This is a genomic window from Rickettsia koreansis (assembly GCF_046532895.1).
Taxonomy (GTDB): Bacteria; Pseudomonadota; Alphaproteobacteria; order Rickettsiales; family Rickettsiaceae; genus Rickettsia; species Rickettsia rickettsii.
The window spans coordinates 755,242-778,114 of the sequence record NZ_WHLZ01000001.1 but is presented as its reverse complement, the minus strand read 5'-3'; the positions used below and the strand labels follow the sequence as shown (position 1 = coordinate 778,114).

Genomic DNA, 22,873 nt, shown 5'->3' with positions numbered 1-22,873 from the left:
AACTATGCTCGGTAAAATAAAAGACAAAATCAAACATTATTGCTTAACTATAATAAATGTACCGAATTTTATTAAGAATAAAATTTTAGAATTTAAAAATTATATAAGTGATTGTAAATATAAATTCTCTCGTTTAACCGAAACTAATTATCAACTTGGACTCGATCATTTATATAGAGGTAATTTAAATGATGCATTACTTAGGTTTAAACTAGTCGATAAATTTTTTAACCCTAATGATTCTAAAGTATATTCTCAACTCGGATGGGTTTATTTTTTAAAAAATAATTACAGGCAAGCTATAGAATATTTAGAAAAATCTAATGAAAAATATAAAACTATATTTATAAATTTTTTGAAAAATTATAAGGATATTATTGAAATACCTCAAGAAATTTGTGGAAAATATCGTGATTTAACTGCACAATATTATCCTACTATTTTTAATAACGATAAAAATATCCATCTTCCGTATAGGTTTGTTAATGAAGCACTTAAGCAGATATCTGATTTACCGGATAATTACTCTATTTTGGAACTTGGAAGTAATATAGGGCTTGTAGGTTATGAAATACAAAAACGTTTTCCGGAACGTTTTACTTTAACCGGTGTAGAAGTTTCTGCTTTAATGAATAAGTTACAAGAAACATATTACCCGAACACTAAAATTTACGATCAAATATATAATATTGCTATCGATGAATTTTTAAAACAAAACTCTAATAAATTTGATATTATTTTTAGTTTTTGCGGATTATCATTTACTAACAATTTAATGGAATATTTTAATTTAATATACTCATCTCTTAATAAACAAGGGTATTTTGCCCTTTGTTTACCGAATGCGACGAAGACACAATTTTCAGTAAAACGCAAAGAATTTATTTTTAACTTGAATGAAATAAATAATTTTTTACAACAACATAATTTTACCATATTAACTTCGGAAGAAATAATACTAGCGGAAAACAATAAATATAGTATTATTCTTTGTAAGAAAACAGCATAAATCAATGAGAATATTAATTATATTATCCATTATTTTATGTTCATTATCGATAAGAGCTGATCTTGAATATGTTGATAATGACATATATAAATATAATGGTGGAAGCAATGAAAACGGTTGCGTGGAAGTTTATGATCCATATGAAAAATTTAACCGTAAAGTGTTTGTATTTAATTCTGTGTTAGATTATATAATATTGCGTCCTTTAGCGATAGGTTATAAGAACATCACGAATGATTACGTAAAAGCACGCGTTAATAGTTTCGTCAGTAATGTCGATACACCGCTTACTGCGGTAAATTACGGGCTTCAGTTAAATTACGATAAAACTATGAAAAGCGTTTGGCGGTTTCTCATTAACACTACGCTTGGCATAGGCGGTTTATTTGACGTAGCAGGTAAAGTAGGTTTGCCGTCTGATCGTCAAACTTTCGGTAGTACCCTCGCACATTATGGAGTTGCCCCAGGTCCTTATTTAGTATTGCCGATAATCGGTAGTACTAACGCAAGAGATATGACGGATTCGGTAATTACTAATTATGCTCTTAATCCATTAATGTACTACACTCATAATGATTTTGACTTAGGAGTACTAGCAGTTAGTAAAATAAACGATCGATATGTTGTATTACCGTTTAGTGATTATGTGATGAAGAATTCTACCGATCCTTATTTGGCTATTAGATCAGCATTACATCGTGCTCGTGAAGCATCGGTTCAATATCCTGAAAATTTTAAATGTCCTAAACCCAAGAATTAATGAAATTAAAGAGGATTATATGCAAAAAATTATTACAGGTTTATTTTTATTAGTGATGACGTTTTCCGCTTATTCTAATGAAAAAGTGCCTGCCGGTTTGAACAGTTACGTTACTAATTTAGTAAATGAAGCTTCTAGTATATTAAACGATAGTAAATTATCTGAGCGAGTAAAAATTGCTAAAGCACGTGAGTTAATGTCTCAGAACCTAGATTTTGATTGGATGGCTAAATATACATTAGGCAGAAATGGGATAAAAACTTTATCAGGTGGGCAGGTTCAGGAATTCATCAAAGTTTACTCTAAATATGTTACTAAATCTTATACTGATTTAATAAAAGATTATAAAGGCAAACAGCCTAAAATAGTAGGAGTTCGTCCTTTAAGCTCAACCGATTTTATGGTTGCTATGAATATCATTAGTAATAAAGAGCAAGACCCTATTAAAGTAGAATATCTTGTACGTGAAATGAAAGGAAACGGAAAAGACGTTTTTAAAGTTTCTGATATAATTACGGAAGGTGTAAGTCTTATTGGAGCTCAACAAGACGAGTTTACCGATACTTTAAAAAATCAAGGCTTTAAGGCACTAATACAAAAATTAGAAAGTCGTTCTTAAGCTTATTTCACTGTCATCTTAAATCGTCATTGTGAGGAGGTATTGTTGCGTAGACACCTCGTCGTCATTGCGAGGAAATTGCATAGCAATTGACGACGCAATCTCAGGAGTTTGTTATTATTGTATGAGATTGCCACGCAGTCTACGACTGCTCGCAATGACTATTAGATATCCACGCAACAAAGCCCGCTCGCTAATAGCGTTGAACAACATAAATCATTCACATGAAAATCTTAGCAGGCAGTAGTAATAAGTTACTTGCAACGCGTTTAGCTATAGCATTATATATTAAATATATTGAGCCGAAAATTACCTATTTCAATGATTCCGAAATAAAAGTAGAAATTCAAAAATCGTTTCATAGTGAAGATATAATCATAGTACAATCCACATCAAAATCCGTTAATGATCGCTTAATTGAGTTGTTTTTGCTAGTAGATGTAGCAAAAAAAGCGGGAGCAAATCGAATAATTTTAGTAATGCCTTATTTTTGGTTATGCAAGGCAAGATAATATAAATTCTCAAAATATAATTCCTGCTAAGTTAATAGCAGATTTTTTAGAGACGCTCGGAGTAAACCATGTAATTTATTGATTTACACTCCGATAAAATAGAGAAATTTTTTAATATTCCTGTTTCTAATCTTGAACCTATAAATTTATATATCCCGTTTTTAAGAACTTATAGCAATTTCGTTATAGTTACACCTGATAAAGGAAGTATCACTCGAGTTCAAAAAATTAGTAATTTACTAAATATAGATTCAGCTTATATAAACAAAGAAAGGGATATAAATAATAATTGCGAGATGATATCAATAACAGGTAGTGTAGAGGGCAAAAATTGCATATTAATTGATGATATTATAGATAGTGGAGAAACAATCGTAAAAGCAGCGAGATTTTTAAAAGAACATTCGACTTTATCGGTTATTGCTTTTATAACTCATGCAGTGCTTTCTGCTGGTTCTAAAAATTCGATAATAGACCTCTTGGAGAACGAAGCTAATAAAGAGGAATTTGTAGGAAACACGGAACGCAGCACCGCAGCGTACACTTTAGTACGTGAGGATGCGAGTACTGAATTGACGTACAAATTACCTTTAGAAGCAAGTTATGTAAGAGGTCTATTAGACAATATTTTTATCACGGATACTATAGAAACAAGTGACTTATCTACACAATTTCATATAATATCCGTATTGTCTATCATCGTAAAAGAGTTAATAAATATACTATGAGCTTGTGTACTGTAGAAATAAATCTATCTACAATAAAAAATAATTACCTTTTATTACAAGATATTTGCAAAACCTCATTAGTCGGTGCTGCCGTTAAAGCTAACGGTTACGGTCTTGGAGCAGTACAAATTTCTAAAGCTTTAATAGAAGAAAATTGTAGGCATTTTTTTGTGGCCTCAAGTGAAGAAGGAGTGAATTTACGCAACGCTTTAGGATTAGATGTTAATATTTTAGTTCTTAACGGCGTTTTTGAACATGATGCTTTAGAGCTGATAAAATATAATTTAACACCTGTCCTAAATAACTTAAAACAAATAGAAATTTGGCAAAAATTTAGTAATTTGAAAAATCGATTATTGCCTTGTTATTTACATTTCAATACGGGGATTAATCGTCTTGGCTTAAGCTCTGATGAGATAGAGCAGCTAATTAATGATCGTGATTTGTTAAAAGGGCTAGATTTACAATATATTATAAGCCATCTAGCTATATCCGAGGAAATAGATAATCCTTATAATCTAGAACAATTAAACAGATTTAAAGCTTATTTACAATATTTCCCAAACGTCAAAGCAAGCCTTGCTAATTCCGGCGGCATATTTTTAGGACAGGATTACCATTTTGATTTAGCAAGACCGGGGGCAGCCTTATATGGTCTTAATCCCTTAACAAAGAACCCCGTAACCTTAAAAGCTCCTATAATTCACTTACAGAATTTGACACTAGATAGCCATATCGGTTATAATATGACTTTTACAACTAAGCGTGATAGTGTCATTGCAACGTTACCGCTTGGTTATGCCGATGGGTTTAGTCGTAATTTTAGCAATCAAGGTGAAGTATTTATTAACAGTCGCAGCGTTCCTATAGTAGGGCGGGTATCGATGGATTTAATAAATATCGATGTTACCGATCTACCACCGTCCGAGATTTTTCTAGGGCAGGAAGCGGAAATTATCGGAAATTATTGCACGCCCGATAAAATAGCGAGTATTATAGGTACTATCGGGTATGAGGTATTAACTAACCTTGGTAGTAGATATACAAGAAAGTATATCGGGTAGATATCTGTGTCATACCATGGCTTGACCACGGTATCCAGAAAAAAATTAAAAAAGACTAGTTCCCGCGATCAAGTCGCGGGATGACATTATAGGTTACTGGATTCCTGCTTTCGCAGAAATGACATAGCGTACTTAAATTAAATAGAAAAAATACAAATGTTATTCAATATAGCTAATTCGGTCGGTAAACGTACTGTAAAGTTTGCACAAAGTGTAGGTAGTTTCTCTCTATTTAGCTTTGCTGCCGTTAGCAGTATCATAAGACCGCCTTTATATTTGAGTTTAATCATCAGACAATTATTATTTATCGGGTTTCACTCGCTTCCGGTTGTTGCGATGACGACTTTTTTCTCAGGTGCGGTACTTGCATTACAGAGCTATATCGGTTTTTCCCGTTTCTCAGCTGAAAGCTCTATTGCAGCGGTAGTAGTATTGTCGCTGACTAGAGAGCTTGGACCTGTCTTAGCTGGACTAATGGTAGCGGGAAGAGTTGGGGCATCAATCGCCGCCGAAATAGCCACAATGAGAGTAACAGAGCAGGTAGATGCTTTATATACTTTATCTACCGATCCTATTAAATATTTAGTTTTTCCAAGAGTAATAACAGCTATTATTACAATGCCTTGTCTTGTTTTAATCGGGGATATAATTGGTGTTATGGGCGGTTATTTGGTAGGGGTATATAAACTTGATTTTAATAGTGCAGCTTATTTAACCAGTACTTTTCAGTATTTAGAACCGATTGACGTAATTTCTGGTCTTGTTAAAGCGGGAGTTTTTGGGTTTATTATTTCTATAATAAGTTGCTATAGCGGCTATTATTCAGGTAAAGGGGCTAAGGGAGTTGGAAGAGCAACTACCTCGGCAGTAGTAAATTCTTCTATCCTGATCTTAATCAGTAATTATTTAATAACCGAATTATTTTTTAAAGTATAGGTATACTCATTTAATTTGAAAAATTGGTTTTGTTGTTTTATATTTTTTGACCGCAGCGTACATAAACGTACGTGAGGATCAAAAAATATAAAACGCCTAGCTCTTTTCCAAATTAAACGAGTATACAGTTTTTTTGTTTATTTGGAGTATGCATGAGTGTAGAAGAATTTAAAATTAAAATTCGGTCATTATATAAATCATTTGCTAATCATAAGGTGTTAGACGGAATAGATTTGGATGTAAAAAAGGGTAGTTCATTAGTTATTTTAGGTGGTTCCGGTAGCGGCAAATCAGTTCTAATTAAAAATATAGTAGGATTGATTAAACCTGATAAAGGTAAAATTTTTATTGATAATGTAGAAATCCAAGATATCTCAAGTAAACAAAAATTTGAGATTATGGATGGTATAGGTTTTTTATTCCAAGGCGGAGCATTATTTGACTCCTTAAATATACGTGATAATATTACTTTCGAGACTAAAAAATTATCTAAGAAAGAAAAAAACGACCTTGCCGGTGCAAAGCTTAATTCCGTTGGTTTATCCCCTAGAATACTCGAGCTTTATCCTGCCGAATTATCGGGAGGAATGCAAAAAAGAGTAGCCCTTGCTAGGGCTATTTGTAGTACACCGTCGATTTTATTTCTTGATGAACCGACCACAGGGCTTGATCCTATCATGGCAAATGTTATCAACGAATTAATTATAAAAATCCAAGAAGAGTTAGAGGCAACTACGATTACTATAACTCATGATATGATTAGTGCCGCAAAAATAGCTAAAGAAGTAGCTATGATTTATCAAGGAAAAATTAAATGGTACGGTAGTAAAGATGAAATGCGTAATAGTGATAATCCTTATTTAAAACAATTTATAAATGGATTAACTACTGGGCCTATAGAGGTATAAAATGTTTAAGAACTTATTATGTATAATAATATTTCTAGGTATAAATCTAAATGTTTATGCTATAAATTCTAGCTCTTATACGACAGATGATATACTAAAAATAGTAATTATTCTTGGAATAGTTATTTTAATTTTTAGTCCTGCAAAATTCCGTATAATCGTTATCGGTACTATGTTAGGCTTGTCTTGTGCCTATTTCACGTATAAATACATCGTACCTATCTTTATTTCTTTACTAAATGGACCATAAAGATAAATATTGCTATTAGTGATGTCCCACATCTCTTCTATTTTCTCTTCTAATAGTATCAATTTAATATTCTACAATTAATCTAAAGCTCTAACTCCCCCGTGATAGCCATCTAATTCAAAAGAATTGGGATGTATATTTTTACATGCATCTAAACCTATTATACCTATTATATTAATCATATTAGTATTATTATCAATACCATTAAGTAGTACGCATATCTTCCAAGTATTTATATGATTCAGGCGAATCATTACCTCCAATTATTCGTACTTTTATTAAATCTTGTTCTATCAATTCATTCTGATTAAAGTCAGTAATTAATTGCTCTAACTGTTGTGAATTAATATTTCTAGCTAATGCTATTTTATTTAATTTTATGGAAAAGAAACTACAGGCAATCTCTTCATTTAAATCTTTAGTATAAGTTACTAAATCATCATTTATATCAAAAATTTTATATTCTTGTGAGTTAATTTCAATTTGCATAGTTTATTTACTTTGTTGATTATTTTTGTGTAAAGCAATATTTTTATTGGGAAGAGTATAGCTAGGTGCAGCTATTTTTGTCTTAGTACTTATATCTTATCACTTGTTAAGTTTAATTTTGGTTCATTTTTTGTTTTATTACTACTAAAAATATTTATGAACAAATCTTTTATTTTTTGTACACTTTTTTGTATCTAGGATTTTTTAATATTACTATCTTGTTGGTAGGTAGAATGAGTAAGTGCTAATGTTTTATTAATTTCTGAACGTACACTTTCCAACGGATTTAAATTGTTAGATAATAAATAATCAGTTTTAGCTATTAAATTATTTACAATTTTTGTTTGTTCTTGATCATTTAGATTCAATTCGTGAACTCGATTACTAATATTTTTAGTTACTACATTTTTTACTAATTTTGGATTAGTTTTTTGAATTTCCTCTGCTACTTTAGTAAGTGGTCTTGATATTTGATTAGATTGCCATTTGTCCATAGAATTAGGATTTTGATTAGATCCTAATAAATATTGCTGAATAATATGTTTTTGTTGGATTTCATTTAAAGAGCGATTAGGTATATTTTTATTTTTAGTTAAATCAAAAGCTTTATAAAGTACAGGAGTATTACTTCCTATACTTAAATGTACTTGTCTAGCAGCGGTTGTTTTATCCTCTCTACCCGGAACAGTTACATGTTATTGGATCAAATATAATTCCTAATTGGGCTCCCTTGTCTTCTATATCTGTAGATTTTATATTTACGTTAAAGTGGTTATTTAATTCTTGTGTTACTTTACGAATATTATCATCTGATACCGCAATTGATACTGCAGATCTATCACACCCTCCTACTAAATAAGCTTCTAATTTAGTATTAGGAGGAAAGTGGCTTATTACATCATGTGTTAAAGAACTAGCATCAGTAAATCTGTCAACATGGGCTAATGCAGTTTTTTTAGTTAATGGATCATGTAAAATTACAGCAACGCATTACAGCAACGCATTGTTGAATGTTATCAGTGCCTATCTTTTCTTTATCAGAAAAACCAACTTTATACTGTTCCACACGAATAGCTTCATAATCAACTATACCTTGCTGTAATGAGTAAGCATATGCATACTGCGCTATTGAATTTTCTTTACGGTTTTGAGTTTTATAAGCAGCTCCTAAAGCTAATCTTGCCATTAATTCTTTAGCTTGGTCATTATTAGCTTGGCTAATGTTTCTTGTTGTTGATGTGCAGTGACTATAATTCTTTGTATGAATTTTCTACATTATAATATTTCTTTGCTTCAAAAGAATTCTCTATGCTATCTTGAAATTGTTGAATAGCATTATCAAACAGTCCCAGTTGTTGATAGCTACGTCCTATCATAGTATTAGATATGGGAAAGAAAATTACTGTCAGTTTGACCTATAGCAATTTGTTCAGCTTGTTGTAGTGGTTTAAGAGCAACAAGATGATTATCTTTGCTATATAATTTTAATCCTTCATTATACAAAAAGCTGCTTGATTATGATCAATTTGCTCCTTTATACTTAAGATTACTAATATATTCAGGAAAACTTGAAGGCAACTCTCCTAATTTTTTAATTAGTCCGGTGATATTACCTTGAACTGGATTCCCATTAATAAGCATAGATTTATAATAGTTTAATTAATTTATATTTTTATATAAAACTCTGTTATTTAATAAAAATCAAGCATTAGCTAATACGTAGCTACAAAATAATTATCTCTTGACACTAGGGGAGTATTGCTTTATATTCTTTATCTATTGTGTATACTCGATGAACTTCAAAAATTGGCTACGTCGTTCTACAAGATCTGCGGTGCTCACGTATTAAGTATACGCTCCGCTCCTCGGCTTATGAACTCTTAGCGCTTTTTGAAGTTGATCTTCGTATATGACTCTTCATTTACTTGAAGTATATTTTATAAGTTTTAAGGTATTTAGCTTATGTCTCGTAAGTGCGAACTCACAGGTGTGGGTGTTTTATACGGCAACAATGTATCACATTCTCAGCGTAAAACTAGAAGACGTTTTGAACCTAATCTAAGGTCGGTTAAGTTTACAAGTGATATAACAGCCGGGGAATATAGATTATCGGTTAATGCTAGATGTATTAGTTCAGTGGAAAAAGCCGGGGGTTTTGATGCATATATTCTAAAAGCCGATGATAATGTTTTATCAAGTAACGCTAGAGCTATTAAGAAAAAAATAATTCAGACTAAAACAGCAAAATCATTATGAAAAGCGGTATACATCCAGAATATAAAAAGTTTTTGATTAAAGTAGGAAGCGATGTTTTTGAAACAATGTCTACTCATCCTACAGGTGAAATTTTAATGGATGTTGATTTTAGAAAGCATCCGGCATGGAATAAAGATTCCGGAAATGTAGTAAATCAATCGAACAAAAGTATTAGTGATTTCAATAAAAGATTCTCAGGTCTTTCGTTCGGTAGTAAGAAAGAAGCTAGCTAGGCTTTGTTTGTGGATAACAAATCGTCATTGCGAGGAAATTGCATAGCAATTGACGAAGCAATCTAGTAAACAATTCTGATTTATAGAATTTTTTTATTATTTTTTCTGGGTTGCCGTGCAGTCTACGACTACTCGGTATCTACGCAAGAATGACACTAACAATATTCACGTAGTATTGGACTAAGTCAAAATATAACATAGATAAATCGTCAATTCAATTATTGCGGGGTGGAGCAGCTCGGTAGCTCGTCAGGCTCATAACCTGAAGGTCGTTGGTTCAAATCCAGCCCCCGCTACCATATTTTTTAATGTCATGCTAGTTCACTTATAGTGTTATTGAAGTCTGCTGATGCCATTCCTAACTCAGTGTTGTTGCATGGTTTGGTTTTTCTGTCATTGCGAGAAGGCATTATTTCGTGGTTCGGTAAAATTCGCTGTGTTACCCCATGGCTTGCACGGGGTCCATAAAAACAATAAAAAATACTATAAATCAGAATTGTTTACTAGATTGCTTCGTCAATTGCTATGCAATTTCCTCGCAATGACGACTTGGTATTCACGCAGGCAATGCCTAATTACATCCAATACGAAAGCAAATTATGACTACTCAGAAAATAGTGCCTACAAAATCAACTGATGGCAGTAAGCTTTTTCGTCATCAAGCTAAATTTGTAGCCGGTGCTATGAATATAAATCAAATCCCCAATTTTTCATTACCGGAAATTGCTTTTGTCGGTAAGTCAAATGTCGGCAAATCAAGCCTAATAAACACGATATGTAATAATAAAAATCTTGCTAAAGTTTCTAATACTCCAGGGCGTACTAGGCAAATTAATTTCTTTAACCTTGCAGATAAACTTATTATAGTTGACCTTCCCGGTTATGGTTTTGCTAATGTTCCTATATCAGTTAAAGAGCAGTGGGGAGTGTTAATTAGTTATTATTTACGAAATAGTTATAATTTAAGGTTAGTTAACTTATTGATTGATTCAAGAAGGGGTATAAAAGAAAATGATAAGAGAGTAGCTGATCTATTATTTGCAAATAAAAGAGAATTTCAAATTATTTTCACAAAATCCGATAAAGTTACGGATCATAAAAACCTTAATGATGAAGCACAGAATTTTCTTGCAACTTTAAACTACTCATGTAATGTTATGTATGTAAGCAGTAGGAGTAAAGAGGGTGCAAGAGAACTTAAAGCTAGTTTGGCAAAATGCATCAAACCTCAAAAATAAAGAGGTAGATAGTATTTCTTCATTAAATAACATTGCTATAATTAAGAATATAATAAAGTGTAGTAGTGAGTTGAAGAATCAAGCAATAGTTCTAAAATTACCTGCTACTATTATTATTGACGATAAATTATTTACGGCTTTTATTGAATCTGTTAGATTGCTTGAGATGTGCGGTGCTAAAATATATATAGTACATGATCATATTGATTTACGAAGTTCGTCTTTAATATCACAAATAGATGAAAATTTTAGTCAAAAAATTAGTAAAATAAACGACTATAGTTCTCTAAATAATCCTATTATTATGGAAATTTTATCCAGTTACGTTAACAAGCTTATAGTAACAAAGTTAAGTAGTATAGGTTGTTATGCAGTTGGTATTTCAGGTAAGGATGCTAATTTACTGCAAGCAAAAAAATCAAAACTATCTTACCGAAAAATTGTAAATCATGATGTTATAAATATTGGTTTTTTAAGCGAGCCTATTATGATTAATCCAGAAATTTTATTAAATTTTGCAGATAATAATATTATACCCGTGATAGCACCGTTTGCGAGCGACGATCAGGAGAAAACGCATTTATTAAATGTTAACTTAACGGTAGCAACAATTGCTTCTGCATTAAGTGCAGAACATTTAATATTGCCATATGAGATATTACAGGTATCCGAGACGTTTCCATATAATATAAAAATACGAGATATTAACTTGTTGAAATCAATGTTAGATGATAGTAATAATTTCATCGAAGAAGCATTAATTAAGATAGCAGTTAATGCCCTTGAAAATAATAATGGTTACGTACATTTTGTGAATAGTGAAGCACCGAATTCAATATTGTCAACTATGTTTGATATTAATATAAATTAATAGAGGTTTTTTATGGCAGGAGCATTAGCATCTGATCTTTTATTTGTAGGGTTAACTAGACCGCCGATGATATTTGGAGTAAGTATTAAGTTTGCTGCATTAAATATGATAATGACGATGATAGTATTTATTTGGAATAACGGCATTATGATTTTATTCATTGCAGCTGCTTTGCATTTGGTAGCTTATATTATATGTTTTAAAGAACCGAGATTCATAGAGCTATATTTAAATAAAATGTCAAGAACTAGCCAATGTCCTAATAAATTTTACTACGGAGCAAATTCGTATAATATTTGAGTTTTATGTCATTCCCGCGTAGGCGGGAATCCAGTAACATTTAATGTCATATCGCGCCTTGATCGCGGTATCTTAGGACACAGTCTGTGATACAAGATCCCGTGGTCGTAGCCACGGGATGACAACAAAAAATCTGGATTCCTGCCTACGCGGGAATGACATAAAAAGAGGTATAACTGACAAAATAAATCAAAATAGTTAAGTCAGGTGAGGTAATGAAATTATTTAGAACTAGAGCAGCTAAAGAATTAAGGTCTAAACAAGAAAGACCCACTTCGCATTTTATTCCTTATAAATGTCATTGGGATAGTAATACTATTTTAACAAAAGATAATTCTTTATTACAAGTTATTAAAATAAATGGATTTTCTTTTGAAACTGCTGATGATGAAGATCTAGACATTAAAAAGAATATCAGAAATGCCTTACTTAAAAATATGGCTTCGGGAAATATCATTATGTATTTCCATACTATTAGAAGACGTAAAGCAGTAATATTTGACGATACGGAATTTACTTATGATCCTACCGTAAAAGTCCCTAATGATTTTATTACTTATTTAGGTGCAGAATGGCGTAAGAAACATGCTGGGGCTAGGTCGTTTTTTAACGAATTATATGTTAGTATTTTATATAAGCCTGATACTGGCGGTGTTGCTATAGTTGAGTATTTTCTAAAGAAGCTTAGACAGAAATCTAATAAAACCGCTTGGGAAAACGACATGAAAGAGATGAAAGAAAATCTTCAAGAAATGTCAACTAGAGTGATTAATACATTCAGAAGTTACGGAGCAAGATTACTTGGAGTTCGTCAAACGCATTCAGGTAGTTATTGTGAAATTTTAGAATTCCTTTCATCTTTAATCAATTGCGGCGATTCACCGGGTCCTATAGCATTACCGCGTGGTACTATTGACGAATATTTACCGACTCATCGCTTATTTTTTGATTCTCGTACTATTGAAGCAAGAAGTCCGCTTGGCAAGAAATATGCCGGAATTATCAGTATACTTGAATACGGTCCTAATACTTCGGCAGGAATTTTTGATGGATTCCTGCAAATGCCTTTTGAATTTGTTATGACGCAAAGCTTTGTCTTTGTTAATAGAACAGTAGCGATTGGTAAAATGCAATTACAGCAAAATAGAATGATACAATCCGGTGATAAAGCGACTTCACAAATTGCTGAAATTAATATGGCCCTTGATATGGCCACTAGCGGTGATATCGCTTTCGGTGAGCATCATTTATCGCTTTTATGTTCCGCAAATAATATTAAAGCTTTGGAAGATATATTGTCAATGGCAGCAGTTGAGCTTTCTAATTCAGGAATTCAGCCGGTTAGAGAAAAAGTTAACATGGAACCTAGCTATTGGGGACAGTTGCCGGGAAATATAGATTATATAGTGCGTAAATCCACTATAAATACTCTTAATATGGCTAGCTTTGCCTCACAACATAATTATCCGCTCGGTAAAATTAGAGATAACCATTGGGGAGAATATGTCACAGTACTTGATACTACTTCAGGTACACCGTTTTATTTTAATTTCCATGTAAGAGATGTTGGACATACTCTCATTATCGGTCCAACCGGTGCCGGTAAAACAGTTCTGATGAATTTCTTATGTGCTGAAGCACAAAAATTCAAACCTCGTATGTTCTTTTTTGATAAAGATCGAGGAGCAGAAATATTTATACGTGCTTTAAACGGAGTTTATACAGTAATTAATCCAGGTTTAAAATGCAACTTTAACCCTTTACAGCTTGAAGATACTAGTGAGAATAGAACGTTTATTTTAGAGTGGCTTCGCGTGCTTGTAACTTCTAACGGTGAAAGTTTAACTGCACAAGATAATAAAATCTTATCTCAAGCGGTAAGCGGTAATTTTAGATTAGCAAAACAAGACAGAAGGCTTAGTAATGTTATAGCATTTCTTGGTATTGATACACCAAATAGTTTGGCAAGTAGGATTGCAATGTGGGTTGGTAAAGGTTCACACGCTAAGATATTTGACAATGAAATAGATGATATTGATTTACAAAAAGCAAGAGTATTCGGTTTTGATATGACTGAATTACTTAAAGATCCTGTAAGCCTTGCACCGGTATTACTATATATTTTCCATCGTATTAATATCTCTTTAGATGGGCAGAAAACTATGATAGTACTTGATGAAGCATGGGCTTTAATCGATAATCCGGTATTTGCACCTAAGATCAAAGATTGGTTAAAAGTGTTGAGAAAATTAAATACTTTTGTTATATTTGCTACGCAGAGTGTCGAAGATGCTGCAAAAAGTAGAATTAGTGATACGTTGATTCAACAAACAGCTACGCAGATTTTTTTACCTAATTTGAAAGCTACGGATATTTATCGTAGTGCATTTATGTTGAGTCAGCGAGAATATATTTTAATTAAAACTACTGACCCTACTACACGTTATTTTTTAATAAAACAAGGAATAGATGCCGTAGTGGCAAAAGTTAGCTTAGATGGTATGGATAACATAATCAGTGTTTTATCCGGTAGAGTTGAGACTGTAATATTGCTCGATCAAATTAGAGAGAAACACGGCAATGATCCGGAAAAATGGTTACCTATATTTTATGAAGCAGTTAAAACATTATAAATGCCTGTCTGTCATCCCACGGCTTGACCGCGGGATCTTGTCTCACAGAGTGTATTCTGAGATCCCGTGGACAAGCCACGGGATGACATTTTTACAATGCGAGGCAAGTAACTAGTTATGAAATTATTTCCTCGTAGTATACTTATAACATTAGTATTAAGCTTTGCCCTAAATTTAGGGCTCGTTACTAAAACTCATGCTAAAGATACTCTTGATAGCATTATAGATATTTTGAGTGGCTTAACTTGCGAAACCCAAGGCGTAGGCGATTTGCTGCGTTCTGAATTTTCTCATACATGTATTGTTGCTCCGTTCTTTACTTTTGCGGTAATGAATCTTGTCTCTCCCGTTTTATACATGAATACGTTTTTAAAGCTTAAAATAAACGACAGTGATTTATTTAACGATAGTAACTTTGGGAATTTCCCCGGAGGTCAATGTACTCGTGAAAACAGAATTGATCCTAAAAATCCAGAATTACGCTTTGCTTTATGTAATAATGCTAAATTAATTGTATCTCGGGCAAAATCTGTTGCAGAATCGGCACTTGCTATTGCTAAAGCCGTCTTAACAGGGAGCGACCCTTGGGATGATATAAAGACAGCGTGGGCAAATAAAAAAAAGGAATATCATGTTCCATATAGTGGTAAGCCCGGTGATGACGGTTTTGCATTTGATTTAGGCTTTCCTGTAATATATTGGAAAGTTATTCAAGATAAAGATAGAATATGCGTATCGACAAAAGGATTTACAGGAGACGTTCCCGTCGGCTGTAAATATATGAAAGAGCCGTTCCCAAAATCCATGTATAATAACTTTATGGATGTAGCAGATAAGGATTTTATTGAGGATCCAAATAAAACTCCCACCGATCCTTTAGCTTTAGTTTCCTGTAGTGCAGCGGGTGATGGATGTTATCAAAAAGCTTATAATGCTTCAAAAACTGCAGTAGTCATGACTTCTCCTCTTATAGAATGTATGAGGCAAATGATTGCTAGATTACTAATTAGTAAAGATGTTTGTAGTTTTGATAATGTAAGCCAAGTGGTTAATTTGGTTTCAAGGCAAGATAGTGCATTCTTTCAGTTTCAAGTAGGAATGTATAAAATAGTTACGGCTTTTCTAACTTTATATGTTATGTTTTTTGGCTTTAAACTATTACTTGCAGGTGAAGTGCCGCCAAAAAGTGAGTATATAAATTTTATATTGAAAATGATATTCGTAACTTATTTTTCAATAGGAATTAATATAACCCCTGGTAATGGTTCTCCGTATGACCGGTTAGATGGCATGATTCAGTGGGCGTTTCCTTTCTTACTTGACGGTATAAACGGTTTAGCAAGTTGGGTTATGAATGCTGCTCCGTCCGGTTTATGTAAATTTAACAATCTTTCTTATGACGGTACCGTTTCTTATATTGCATTATGGGATGCATTAGATTGTAGGGTAGCTCATTATTTAGGGCTTGATATATTATCTACGTTACTTGTTGAAAATGCTTATCGCAGTCATGATTTTTTAAATTTTGATTTCTTTAGTTTTAGTGCTCCACCATATATTTATTTGCTAATTCCGGCGATAATCTCCGGTAATATGATGTTGGTGTCACTCGCTCTTTCTTATCCGTTACTTGTGATTTCGGTTGCTGCCTTTATGGTTAATGCAACGATTATGTGTATGATATCTATAGTAATACTCGGTATTTTGGCTCCTCTTTTTGTACCTATGTTTTTATTCTCATATACAAGAAATTATTTTGATAGCTGGGTTAAACTAATGATCTCGTTCTTGCTACAACCTATGGTGGTAGTTACTTTTATGATCACGATGTTTTCGGTATATGATTATGGTTTCTACGGTAAATGTCAATATAAGAGCAAATTAATTCACAATAGTATAGAAGACAAAATTCAAGGTGGCATTACTTCTAAGAGGGATGTTTTAATATTTTACATTAATAATGATTGGGATGATACGTCACAGTATCCTGATAAAGATGCCGTAGAAAGCTGTCAAAATAGTTTAGGTTATATGTTAAATAACCCTATTACCACGGCATTTAACTTTGCAAAAGATAGTGTAAGTGAAATTGTCGATAGTAAACCGGGTAATACCCCTACCGATAAATTTCTTGCTAAATTCCAGTTTTTATCAGGAGTAGTTTTGGGTCCCGGAATGTTTTTCATGTCTCCAAAAGTGCTTTTTGAGAAAATTAAAAATATTTTGCTTGCGTTAGTTACGGCATGTTTTACATTGTATTTGATGTATAATTTTAGTAGTCAGCTAGCTGAATTTGCTGCAGATATGACGGAAGGAGTAGCTCTTAATAATGTTGCTATAAAACCGCAAGCAATATTTAAGGCAGCTATGGCATTACTTGCTACTGCGGGTGCTGCAACTAAGGGGGGTGATCAGATAGCAAGTAGAGGAGGAGTTGGTGATTTAAAAGCTGGTCAAGGTGGAGGAGCAAGTGATTTAGAGGTAGGGAAAGGCGGACTACCAAATGATAATATTGCTGCAAGCGGAGGTACGTCGGCACCTACGGTAACAACGCCGACAGCTTCGTCTTCTGTAGCAACTTCTAGCCCAAAAACTGTAAGTAGTGAAGCAAGATCAGATGTTGTTACTCCTCCTGCTCCTACAGAAGCTGTTTCACCACCGCCTGCTAGTATTAGAACTTCTATTTCTACACCTGCACCACAAAGTAATATTGCAGCTGAAAGTGTTGGAAAAATCATAAGAGATAATAATCAAGAAAGTAAAAAAGAGATTGATAATACTCCGCCTTCACAGGAAAAAGTTGATAATGCAGCTCCACACGAAAAAGTTGACAGCACAAGTAAAGGTACAGGAGTAATTGATTATAGTTTTAACTTAAAGGAACATGATAATCCGATAGGCATAAAACAGATACGGGAAAATGCAGAGATTCGAGATAAACGTGTAAAAGTAGAAAAAGCATGGAATGAACTAGTAGCAAGCGGAGGAGCAAGAGTAAGAGAACAAGAAGAAGGAGAAATATCAGAACGACGTGCAAATGCTGAAAAGGCATGGGAGGAGTTAGTAAAAAGCGGCGTAGTAACAGAAAAAAAAGATAATAGTTCTAATGAAAACTCTTAAAACCTTAAAGCTATTTATTATAGTTTGTATAGCGTCTGTAAGCTTAGCTAGCTTTGCCGGCTTTGGAGAATCATGTTCTAGTTTACCGACTACTTCAGATGGGTATTTAGAAACGGACACGGCATATGGCTATATAATTCGTAATATTGATATGAAAGATCCGAGAGGTAATTGTAACTCAGTTGCGTCTAGTATAACGTTTTGTTTTAAAAATGTAGAAGGTAGTAGTAGCCCTTGCACCATGTATACTTTAAATGAAGGTGACTCTAAAAAGATTAGTGATTTAAGTACCGATAATAATCCTGATCTTGGAGCAAATCCTGTATTAAAGAATATCGTTTTAACGGTTAAAAAATGGGATAATGATCTATGTTTAGTTATGCCTACGTCAAGGGGACCGATGCCGGTAGCATGTAAATCTTTGAGTGCTACACCGACTCCACCTCCTTCTGAGGATGAGAATTGTAATATAGGAAAAAGTTGCTATACGGGAGCAAATTATAGTCAATCATTAATTAATTTTTCCGGTCTTGCAGTTCAGTGTTTGAGCGCAACGCTTAATAAAATATTTTTTGCTGGAAAGAGTTGTAGTGCTCAAGATCAAAATTCTAGAATAACTAATCTTGCTGCTTTTTCTACGTTTCAAGGTTATTTAAAGAGAGTTATAGGTGCGGCATTAATTCTTTATACTATGTTTTTTGCCTTTAATATGGCTCTAAATACAGAATATGCAAGTACTGAAAAAATAGCTCTTTTTGTAATAAAATTCTTATTTGTTGCTTATTTTTCTATCGGTCTTGGACCTTTAGATTTTAGCGGCGGTCAGCCGACAAAAGAAAACGGTATGTTAAAATATGGATTACCTCTTTTGACAGGAGCAGCACCGGACTTTGCGCAGATGATCTTTAATGCAGCAGGTTCTAGAGGATTATGTCAATTTGATAATTCAAAGTATAAGGACGGTTATAAATTTTACGGTTTATGGGACGCGATTGATTGCCGTATAGGTTATTATCTTGGCTTGGATTTACTTTATAATATAGATAAGAATGGAGTGTTAGGGAATGTGGTAGGCAATGGTCCCCGTGGTAATAATATACCTATACCTAATTTTGATCCTGACGGCAAAAATGACAGACCGAAGGATTTAAGTAAAGCAGGAGCACTTAGATTTTTTACCGTTATGTTTGGATTCTTTATGTCCGGAAACGTTATTATACTTGCAGCAGGTTTAGTATTTTCTGTAATATTTTTATCTATACTTTTATATTTTATTACGCATTATTTAGTTTGCATGATTACTATTTACGTTATGACATATATTTCTCCTATATTCATTCCTATGGCTCTATTTACTCGTACAAAAGCTTATTTTGACGGGTGGCTAAAAGTATGTATTTCATGTGCATTGCAGCCGGCAATAGTAGCAGGTTTTATAGCTTTATTAATAACTATGTATGATGCCGCAATATTTAAAAATTGTGAATTCCTTAGATATGATTATGAAAAAGGGGATATTAGATTTAGTACTTTTGAGTTAAGGCTTCCTGTTAGCGGGGCAGATCAATGTCAGGAAAGTTTTGGATATAAAATGTTAGAATATTATGCAGGTAAAGGTTGGGAAGAGCATTTATTGATACTTTTTCCAATAAAATCAATTGTTAGAGATGTTGTATCTATTTTAGCGGAACTTTTATGCGTATTAGTATTTTCGGTTATTTTTTATTACTTCTCTAAATCTATAGGGCGATTTGCTTCTGATTTAACTAATGGTCCTAATATGGATGCAGTAACGGCAAGTCCCACTAAAATCGTTGGTTTAGTAAAGAAAGGAGCAGCTTTCCTTAAGGATGCTGCTATGGCTTCGCAAGGTAAGCCGCTGGTAGGAGATAAGCCGGGTGTTGGAGGTAAGCGTAAAGAGGGAAAGCAGCAAAGCGGGGATTTAGAAAGCGGCACAGGCGAAGGAGCTGATTTAGCAAGCGATTCGGGTGGAGGTAAATGATAGCATATGCAGGGTAACTTATTAAAAGTTTTAGGAGTACTTGCTATAGTAGCAACGTTAGTTTGCTTTATTTTTGCAGCACTTGGTATGATAGGAGCAGTAAAAGTCGGTGACAGCTGCTACATGAGATATGCGTCGGACGGTAAAGGAGGGGCGGATTCAATAACCGGTACTATAACCCTTAATGCTAATGCTAATTATGTAAACACTTCTAAGATGTTGCCCGACGGCACGACTCTGCTTATTCCTGATCCTACTCGTTACGGTGAATGGCTAAATACTCAGGTGCTAGTAGAAAACAGCCAACCGGTGAATTTACAAGTGGTCGGTCAGGTTAGTTTGTGTTTAGCTTACATACCGAAAGATAATTTACAACGTACAGGGGCTGGATCTAATTTAGACGATAACGGTCAAATGATTCCGATTCCTCGTATTAACGATACAAATAATCCACCTGTCTCTCTAATAATGGATGCAAAAAATAATGAATGGCGTAATATTGCCGAATTATACGCCAATGATAGAGTTTTAGTTTCCGTATCTCCTAATTTTGCTAATACGGATGTGACAGTTAAGGATGCTTTTAAAGGTGCTGAAGTTACGAAAGATTGTTCAGAGAATAAAACTACTTATAATCCAATTTGTGGAAAATATTCTGTTTATTCAGGTGAGTATGTCAATGCTTGCGAGTTAAAAGAGAATTATTGGAATTGTCGAGTCACATGGAGGTGCCCTACCTGGAGGGAGCAAGTAGGTTGCGACTGGGGAGCATTAGGCTGTAATTATTATTGTGATAAGATACCAGAATGTAAAGAGAAATGTATGGCTTGGGTTAATATAACTAGACCAGCACCAGAAAACTACCTAGATGATGAGAGTTTTACATTTTCGTGGTCTGACAACACAGGTAAATTATTTATCGACTATTCAGCCCTTCAATGTTCTTATAATGCTAATATTCCTCCAGATGATAAATGTCCTGATAGTGTTCGCAATCGTAGTCCAAAAGATAAAGATTATATTGGAGGTGTAAATTGTACTTCGGGCATATGTAGCGATGGAGATTTTCAAAAGAATCGGAGATTTTGGTATACAGCGGACGGTAAAGGAGGCAAAGGACCAACTGGATTAATATATCAAATGAATGATGCGGGTTCTGTAAGTCAAGCTCTGCCTTCTAAGCTAGAATTTGCTAAATTTGTTGCAGATACAGATCAACCGCCTGACTATAAAGATAAAGACGGTAAATATTTATATAAAGTTATATATAATATACCTTTTAACAGTAATATTGCAAAAAGTTATTTACAATATAGGCTATGGTCTCCTACCTCACAAGATAGTAGTAAGAATACGGGAGGATACGTTTTAAATATTAAACAGACTAAATGCTATAGAGAAAACGGTAATAGTTTTAACGATACTTTTGATGATCGAGGACGAGTGCAATACATAATAGTAAAGCCTTCGGAAAACCCGAATACTAGCGGTAAAACCTATTCACCTCAAGGAATTAGCGTTGATAGTGAAGGTAAATATAGCTTTAACGCAAATGAGGCGGGTTATATATGGATGAAAATTCTAAATGATACTGGTAATAATTTAAGGGACTATAAAGATAGTGAAGGTAGCTATAAAGTACATTTCTCAACATCCTTAAAAGTAGGAAGTTTTACTATTAAAGTAATGAATCCGTTACTTCAGTTATTTAAAACTAAAGTGCAAGGGGCTGCTACTTCTATTTTTAAAAATATGGTATGTTATAAAGCTAATGATAGCTCATCCTGTACTAACTTTTTTACCTATATTAAAGCAATTTTAATTCTGTATGTGATGACTTACGGAGCAATGTTTTTGCTTGGTTTTGCTAAGATAAACCAAAAAGAGCTAGTAATTAGAATAGCAAAAATCGGGGTAGTTAGCGGGCTTATGAACGGTAATACCTTTGAATTTTTCAATAACTATCTTTTTGATACAATTACCAATTTTTCAGACTCAATTATTGCTAATATGAGTGGATATAGTTTGTTTACTTCTACTAATACTATTTCTAATCCTTTCATGTTTTTAGATGCAGTAATGAGTAAAATATTTTTTAGTCAAACCTTTATCGCTCAATTACTTGCACTTCTTTCTCTTGGGCTTAGCGGTATTATATATTTTATAATTACTTTTATTGCGGTTGGTATAGTAATTATTACGGCGCTTAGAGCTGTTGCCGTTTATATTATGGCATTTATGGCAACTTGTATATTAATCGGTATAGCCCCTTTATTTATTAGTTTCTTATTATTTGATTTTACTAGGTATTTATTTGATAATTGGGTGAGGTTTACGATCCGCTATATGATAGAACCGGTAGTTATGATGGCAGGTATTATAGTGCTAACACAACTATTTACCATTTATCTAGATTTTGTTTTAGGTTATAGCGTGTGTTGGAAATGTGCTTTACCGATAAAAATTCCGTTTATTGGTACTATTTTACCTATTGCCTTGCTGAATGTACCTATCTTCTGTATTAATTGGTTTGCCCCTTGGGGAATGGATTATATGTCGGGTATGATGGGAGTAAATATGCAAAATATCGTAGCTCTAGTTATTATTGCTTACGGTATGTACGGTTATGTCGAATTTTCAGGACGTATGGTAGTAAAATTAACTAGTGCTTTTGGGCCTTCGGCTACTGAAATTGGTGCTACAATGTCTCATGATGCAGGACAAAAAGCATTAAGTTCAATAGGAATGGATTATAAAACAAGACAAGGTATTACCGGCAGAGCGGAAGCACGATTAAAACAACGCAATAAGACATTAGATCAGGCTGAGAAAAATAGGAAAAATACGCCAAAAGAAGGGGGTGAAAAGACAAATGAAGAACCACCTAAACCTGAAACACCGAAATAGAGGGTGAATCGAAAATCGTCGTTGCGAGGAAATTATGA

At 33.4% G+C, this 22,873-nt stretch carries 18 protein-coding genes, 1 tRNA gene and 4 pseudogenes; 20 read left to right on the top strand and 3 right to left on the bottom strand.

The window, feature by feature from the left end; genetic code table 11:
- Positions 1-4 precede the first annotated feature (4 nt).
- The 10 genes and pseudogenes from GCO76_RS04325 to GCO76_RS04280 all read left to right on the top strand — a co-directional run bounded on the left by GCO76_RS04325 (position 5) and on the right by GCO76_RS04280 (position 6,786).
- Positions 5-1,009, top strand: coding sequence for a methyltransferase domain-containing protein (locus GCO76_RS04325; RefSeq protein ID WP_410956281.1), 1,005 nt, complete (start codon positions 5-7; stop codon positions 1,007-1,009).
- A 4-nt stretch (positions 1,010-1,013) separates the two neighbouring features.
- Positions 1,014-1,769 carry an MlaA family lipoprotein gene (locus tag GCO76_RS04320; RefSeq protein ID WP_410956280.1) on the top strand — a complete coding sequence of 252 codons (756 nt, stop codon included), beginning with the start codon at positions 1,014-1,016 and terminating at the stop codon, positions 1,767-1,769.
- A 19-nt stretch (positions 1,770-1,788) separates the two neighbouring features.
- A complete protein-coding gene (locus GCO76_RS04315) occupies positions 1,789-2,388 on the top strand; it encodes an MlaC/ttg2D family ABC transporter substrate-binding protein (RefSeq protein ID WP_014013841.1) in 600 nt (199 codons plus the stop codon).
- Positions 2,389-2,612: 224 nt separating this feature from the next.
- The gene (locus GCO76_RS04310) at positions 2,613-2,900 is read left to right on the top strand and encodes a ribose-phosphate pyrophosphokinase-like domain-containing protein (protein WP_410956279.1); all 288 of its coding nucleotides are present in this window, start codon (positions 2,613-2,615) and stop codon (positions 2,898-2,900) included.
- A 77-nt stretch (positions 2,901-2,977) separates the two neighbouring features.
- Positions 2,978-3,310, top strand: a pseudogene (gene prs / locus GCO76_RS04305) (ribose-phosphate diphosphokinase); the annotation flags it as partial.
- 66 nt (positions 3,311-3,376) lie between these two features.
- Positions 3,377-3,622, top strand: a pseudogene (locus GCO76_RS04300) (palindromic element RPE1 domain-containing protein); the annotation flags it as partial.
- A 2-nt stretch (positions 3,623-3,624) separates the two neighbouring features.
- Positions 3,625-4,692 (top strand): alanine racemase, encoded by a 1,068-nt coding sequence (locus GCO76_RS04295; protein WP_410956278.1) that lies wholly within the window; start codon positions 3,625-3,627, stop codon positions 4,690-4,692.
- 156 nt (positions 4,693-4,848) lie between these two features.
- The gene (locus tag GCO76_RS04290; RefSeq protein WP_410956277.1) at positions 4,849-5,628 is read left to right on the top strand and encodes an MlaE family ABC transporter permease; all 780 of its coding nucleotides are present in this window, start codon (positions 4,849-4,851) and stop codon (positions 5,626-5,628) included.
- Positions 5,629-5,780: 152 nt separating this feature from the next.
- Complete coding sequence (locus GCO76_RS04285) at positions 5,781-6,536, top strand: ABC transporter ATP-binding protein (protein WP_014013843.1); 756 nt, start codon at positions 5,781-5,783, stop codon at positions 6,534-6,536.
- A 1-nt stretch (position 6,537) separates the two neighbouring features.
- Positions 6,538-6,786 (top strand): DUF5510 family protein, encoded by a 249-nt coding sequence (locus GCO76_RS04280; RefSeq protein WP_103897329.1) that lies wholly within the window; start codon positions 6,538-6,540, stop codon positions 6,784-6,786.
- A 77-nt stretch (positions 6,787-6,863) separates the two neighbouring features.
- Here the strand turns inward: GCO76_RS04280 and GCO76_RS04275 are convergent.
- The 3 genes and pseudogenes from GCO76_RS04275 to GCO76_RS04265 form a co-directional block, all read right to left on the bottom strand.
- A pseudogene (locus GCO76_RS04275) lies at positions 6,864-7,083 on the bottom strand (hypothetical protein).
- A 386-nt stretch (positions 7,084-7,469) separates the two neighbouring features.
- Positions 7,470-7,769 carry a hypothetical protein gene (locus GCO76_RS04270; RefSeq protein WP_103897328.1) on the bottom strand — a complete coding sequence of 100 codons (300 nt, stop codon included), beginning with the start codon at positions 7,767-7,769 and terminating at the stop codon, positions 7,470-7,472.
- A 181-nt stretch (positions 7,770-7,950) separates the two neighbouring features.
- Positions 7,951-8,461, bottom strand: a pseudogene (locus tag GCO76_RS04265) (hypothetical protein).
- A 776-nt stretch (positions 8,462-9,237) separates the two neighbouring features.
- Here GCO76_RS04265 and rpmB point away from each other — a divergent pair.
- The 10 genes from rpmB to GCO76_RS04215 all read left to right on the top strand — a co-directional run bounded on the left by rpmB (position 9,238) and on the right by GCO76_RS04215 (position 22,835).
- A complete protein-coding gene (gene rpmB, locus GCO76_RS04260; protein ID WP_004996729.1) occupies positions 9,238-9,531 on the top strand; it encodes a 50S ribosomal protein L28 in 294 nt (97 codons plus the stop codon).
- Positions 9,528-9,764: a 50S ribosomal protein L31 gene (gene rpmE / locus GCO76_RS04255; RefSeq protein WP_103897326.1), complete on the top strand. Its 237-nt coding sequence runs from the start codon at positions 9,528-9,530 to the stop codon at positions 9,762-9,764. Before rpmB ends, rpmE begins: the two co-directional genes overlap by 4 nt.
- A 222-nt stretch (positions 9,765-9,986) precedes the next feature.
- Positions 9,987-10,063 (top strand) — tRNA-Met (locus GCO76_RS04250).
- 300 nt (positions 10,064-10,363) lie between these two features.
- Positions 10,364-11,002: a ribosome biogenesis GTP-binding protein YihA/YsxC gene (yihA, locus tag GCO76_RS04245; protein WP_410956276.1), complete on the top strand. Its 639-nt coding sequence runs from the start codon at positions 10,364-10,366 to the stop codon at positions 11,000-11,002.
- Positions 10,950-11,873: an amino acid kinase family protein gene (locus GCO76_RS04240; protein ID WP_410956275.1), complete on the top strand. Its 924-nt coding sequence runs from the start codon at positions 10,950-10,952 to the stop codon at positions 11,871-11,873. Before yihA ends, GCO76_RS04240 begins: the two co-directional genes overlap by 53 nt.
- A gap of 12 nt (positions 11,874-11,885) precedes the next feature.
- Positions 11,886-12,173, top strand: a complete 288-nt coding sequence (locus GCO76_RS04235; RefSeq protein ID WP_010976817.1) for a type IV secretion system protein VirB3 — start codon at positions 11,886-11,888, stop codon at positions 12,171-12,173.
- A gap of 215 nt (positions 12,174-12,388) precedes the next feature.
- The gene (locus GCO76_RS04230) at positions 12,389-14,806 is read left to right on the top strand and encodes a VirB4 family type IV secretion/conjugal transfer ATPase (protein ID WP_410956274.1); all 2,418 of its coding nucleotides are present in this window, start codon (positions 12,389-12,391) and stop codon (positions 14,804-14,806) included.
- 117 nt (positions 14,807-14,923) lie between these two features.
- Positions 14,924-17,926 (top strand): TrbL/VirB6 family protein, encoded by a 3,003-nt coding sequence (locus GCO76_RS04225; protein ID WP_410956273.1) that lies wholly within the window; start codon positions 14,924-14,926, stop codon positions 17,924-17,926.
- On the top strand, positions 17,913-19,928 hold the full coding sequence (locus GCO76_RS04220; protein WP_410956272.1) for a TrbL/VirB6 family protein: 2,016 nt from the start codon (positions 17,913-17,915) through the stop codon (positions 19,926-19,928). The genes GCO76_RS04225 and GCO76_RS04220 overlap by 14 nt, the downstream gene beginning before the upstream one ends.
- Positions 19,929-19,934: 6 nt before the next feature.
- A complete protein-coding gene (locus tag GCO76_RS04215) occupies positions 19,935-22,835 on the top strand; it encodes a TrbL/VirB6 family protein (protein WP_410956271.1) in 2,901 nt (966 codons plus the stop codon).
- Positions 22,836-22,873 lie beyond the last annotated feature (38 nt).

What these genes read in the sequence shown, in the direction of transcription:
- rpmB (WP_004996729.1), top strand. Translation starts at nt 9,238, where the DNA reads ATGTCTCGTAAGTGCGAACTCACAGGTGTGGGTGTTTTATACGGCAAC.
- GCO76_RS04220 (WP_410956272.1), top strand. Translation starts at nt 17,913, where the DNA reads ATGAAAACTCTTAAAACCTTAAAGCTATTTATTATAGTTTGTATAGCG.
- GCO76_RS04315 (WP_014013841.1), top strand. Translation starts at nt 1,789, where the DNA reads ATGCAAAAAATTATTACAGGTTTATTTTTATTAGTGATGACGTTTTCC.
- GCO76_RS04215 (WP_410956271.1), top strand. Translation starts at nt 19,935, where the DNA reads ATGCAGGGTAACTTATTAAAAGTTTTAGGAGTACTTGCTATAGTAGCA.
- GCO76_RS04225 (WP_410956273.1), top strand. Translation starts at nt 14,924, where the DNA reads ATGAAATTATTTCCTCGTAGTATACTTATAACATTAGTATTAAGCTTT.
- GCO76_RS04230 (WP_410956274.1), top strand. Translation starts at nt 12,389, where the DNA reads ATGAAATTATTTAGAACTAGAGCAGCTAAAGAATTAAGGTCTAAACAA.
- GCO76_RS04290 (WP_410956277.1), top strand. Translation starts at nt 4,849, where the DNA reads ATGTTATTCAATATAGCTAATTCGGTCGGTAAACGTACTGTAAAGTTT.
- GCO76_RS04280 (WP_103897329.1), top strand. Translation starts at nt 6,538, where the DNA reads ATGTTTAAGAACTTATTATGTATAATAATATTTCTAGGTATAAATCTA.
- GCO76_RS04325 (WP_410956281.1), top strand. Translation starts at nt 5, where the DNA reads ATGCTCGGTAAAATAAAAGACAAAATCAAACATTATTGCTTAACTATA.
- yihA (WP_410956276.1), top strand. Translation starts at nt 10,364, where the DNA reads ATGACTACTCAGAAAATAGTGCCTACAAAATCAACTGATGGCAGTAAG.
- GCO76_RS04285 (WP_014013843.1), top strand. Translation starts at nt 5,781, where the DNA reads ATGAGTGTAGAAGAATTTAAAATTAAAATTCGGTCATTATATAAATCA.
- GCO76_RS04295 (WP_410956278.1), top strand. Translation starts at nt 3,625, where the DNA reads ATGAGCTTGTGTACTGTAGAAATAAATCTATCTACAATAAAAAATAAT.
- rpmE (WP_103897326.1), top strand. Translation starts at nt 9,528, where the DNA reads ATGAAAAGCGGTATACATCCAGAATATAAAAAGTTTTTGATTAAAGTA.
- GCO76_RS04320 (WP_410956280.1), top strand. Translation starts at nt 1,014, where the DNA reads ATGAGAATATTAATTATATTATCCATTATTTTATGTTCATTATCGATA.
- GCO76_RS04310 (WP_410956279.1), top strand. Translation starts at nt 2,613, where the DNA reads ATGAAAATCTTAGCAGGCAGTAGTAATAAGTTACTTGCAACGCGTTTA.
- GCO76_RS04235 (WP_010976817.1), top strand. Translation starts at nt 11,886, where the DNA reads ATGGCAGGAGCATTAGCATCTGATCTTTTATTTGTAGGGTTAACTAGA.
- GCO76_RS04270 (WP_103897328.1), bottom strand. Translation starts at nt 7,769, where the DNA reads ATGGACAAATGGCAATCTAATCAAATATCAAGACCACTTACTAAAGTA.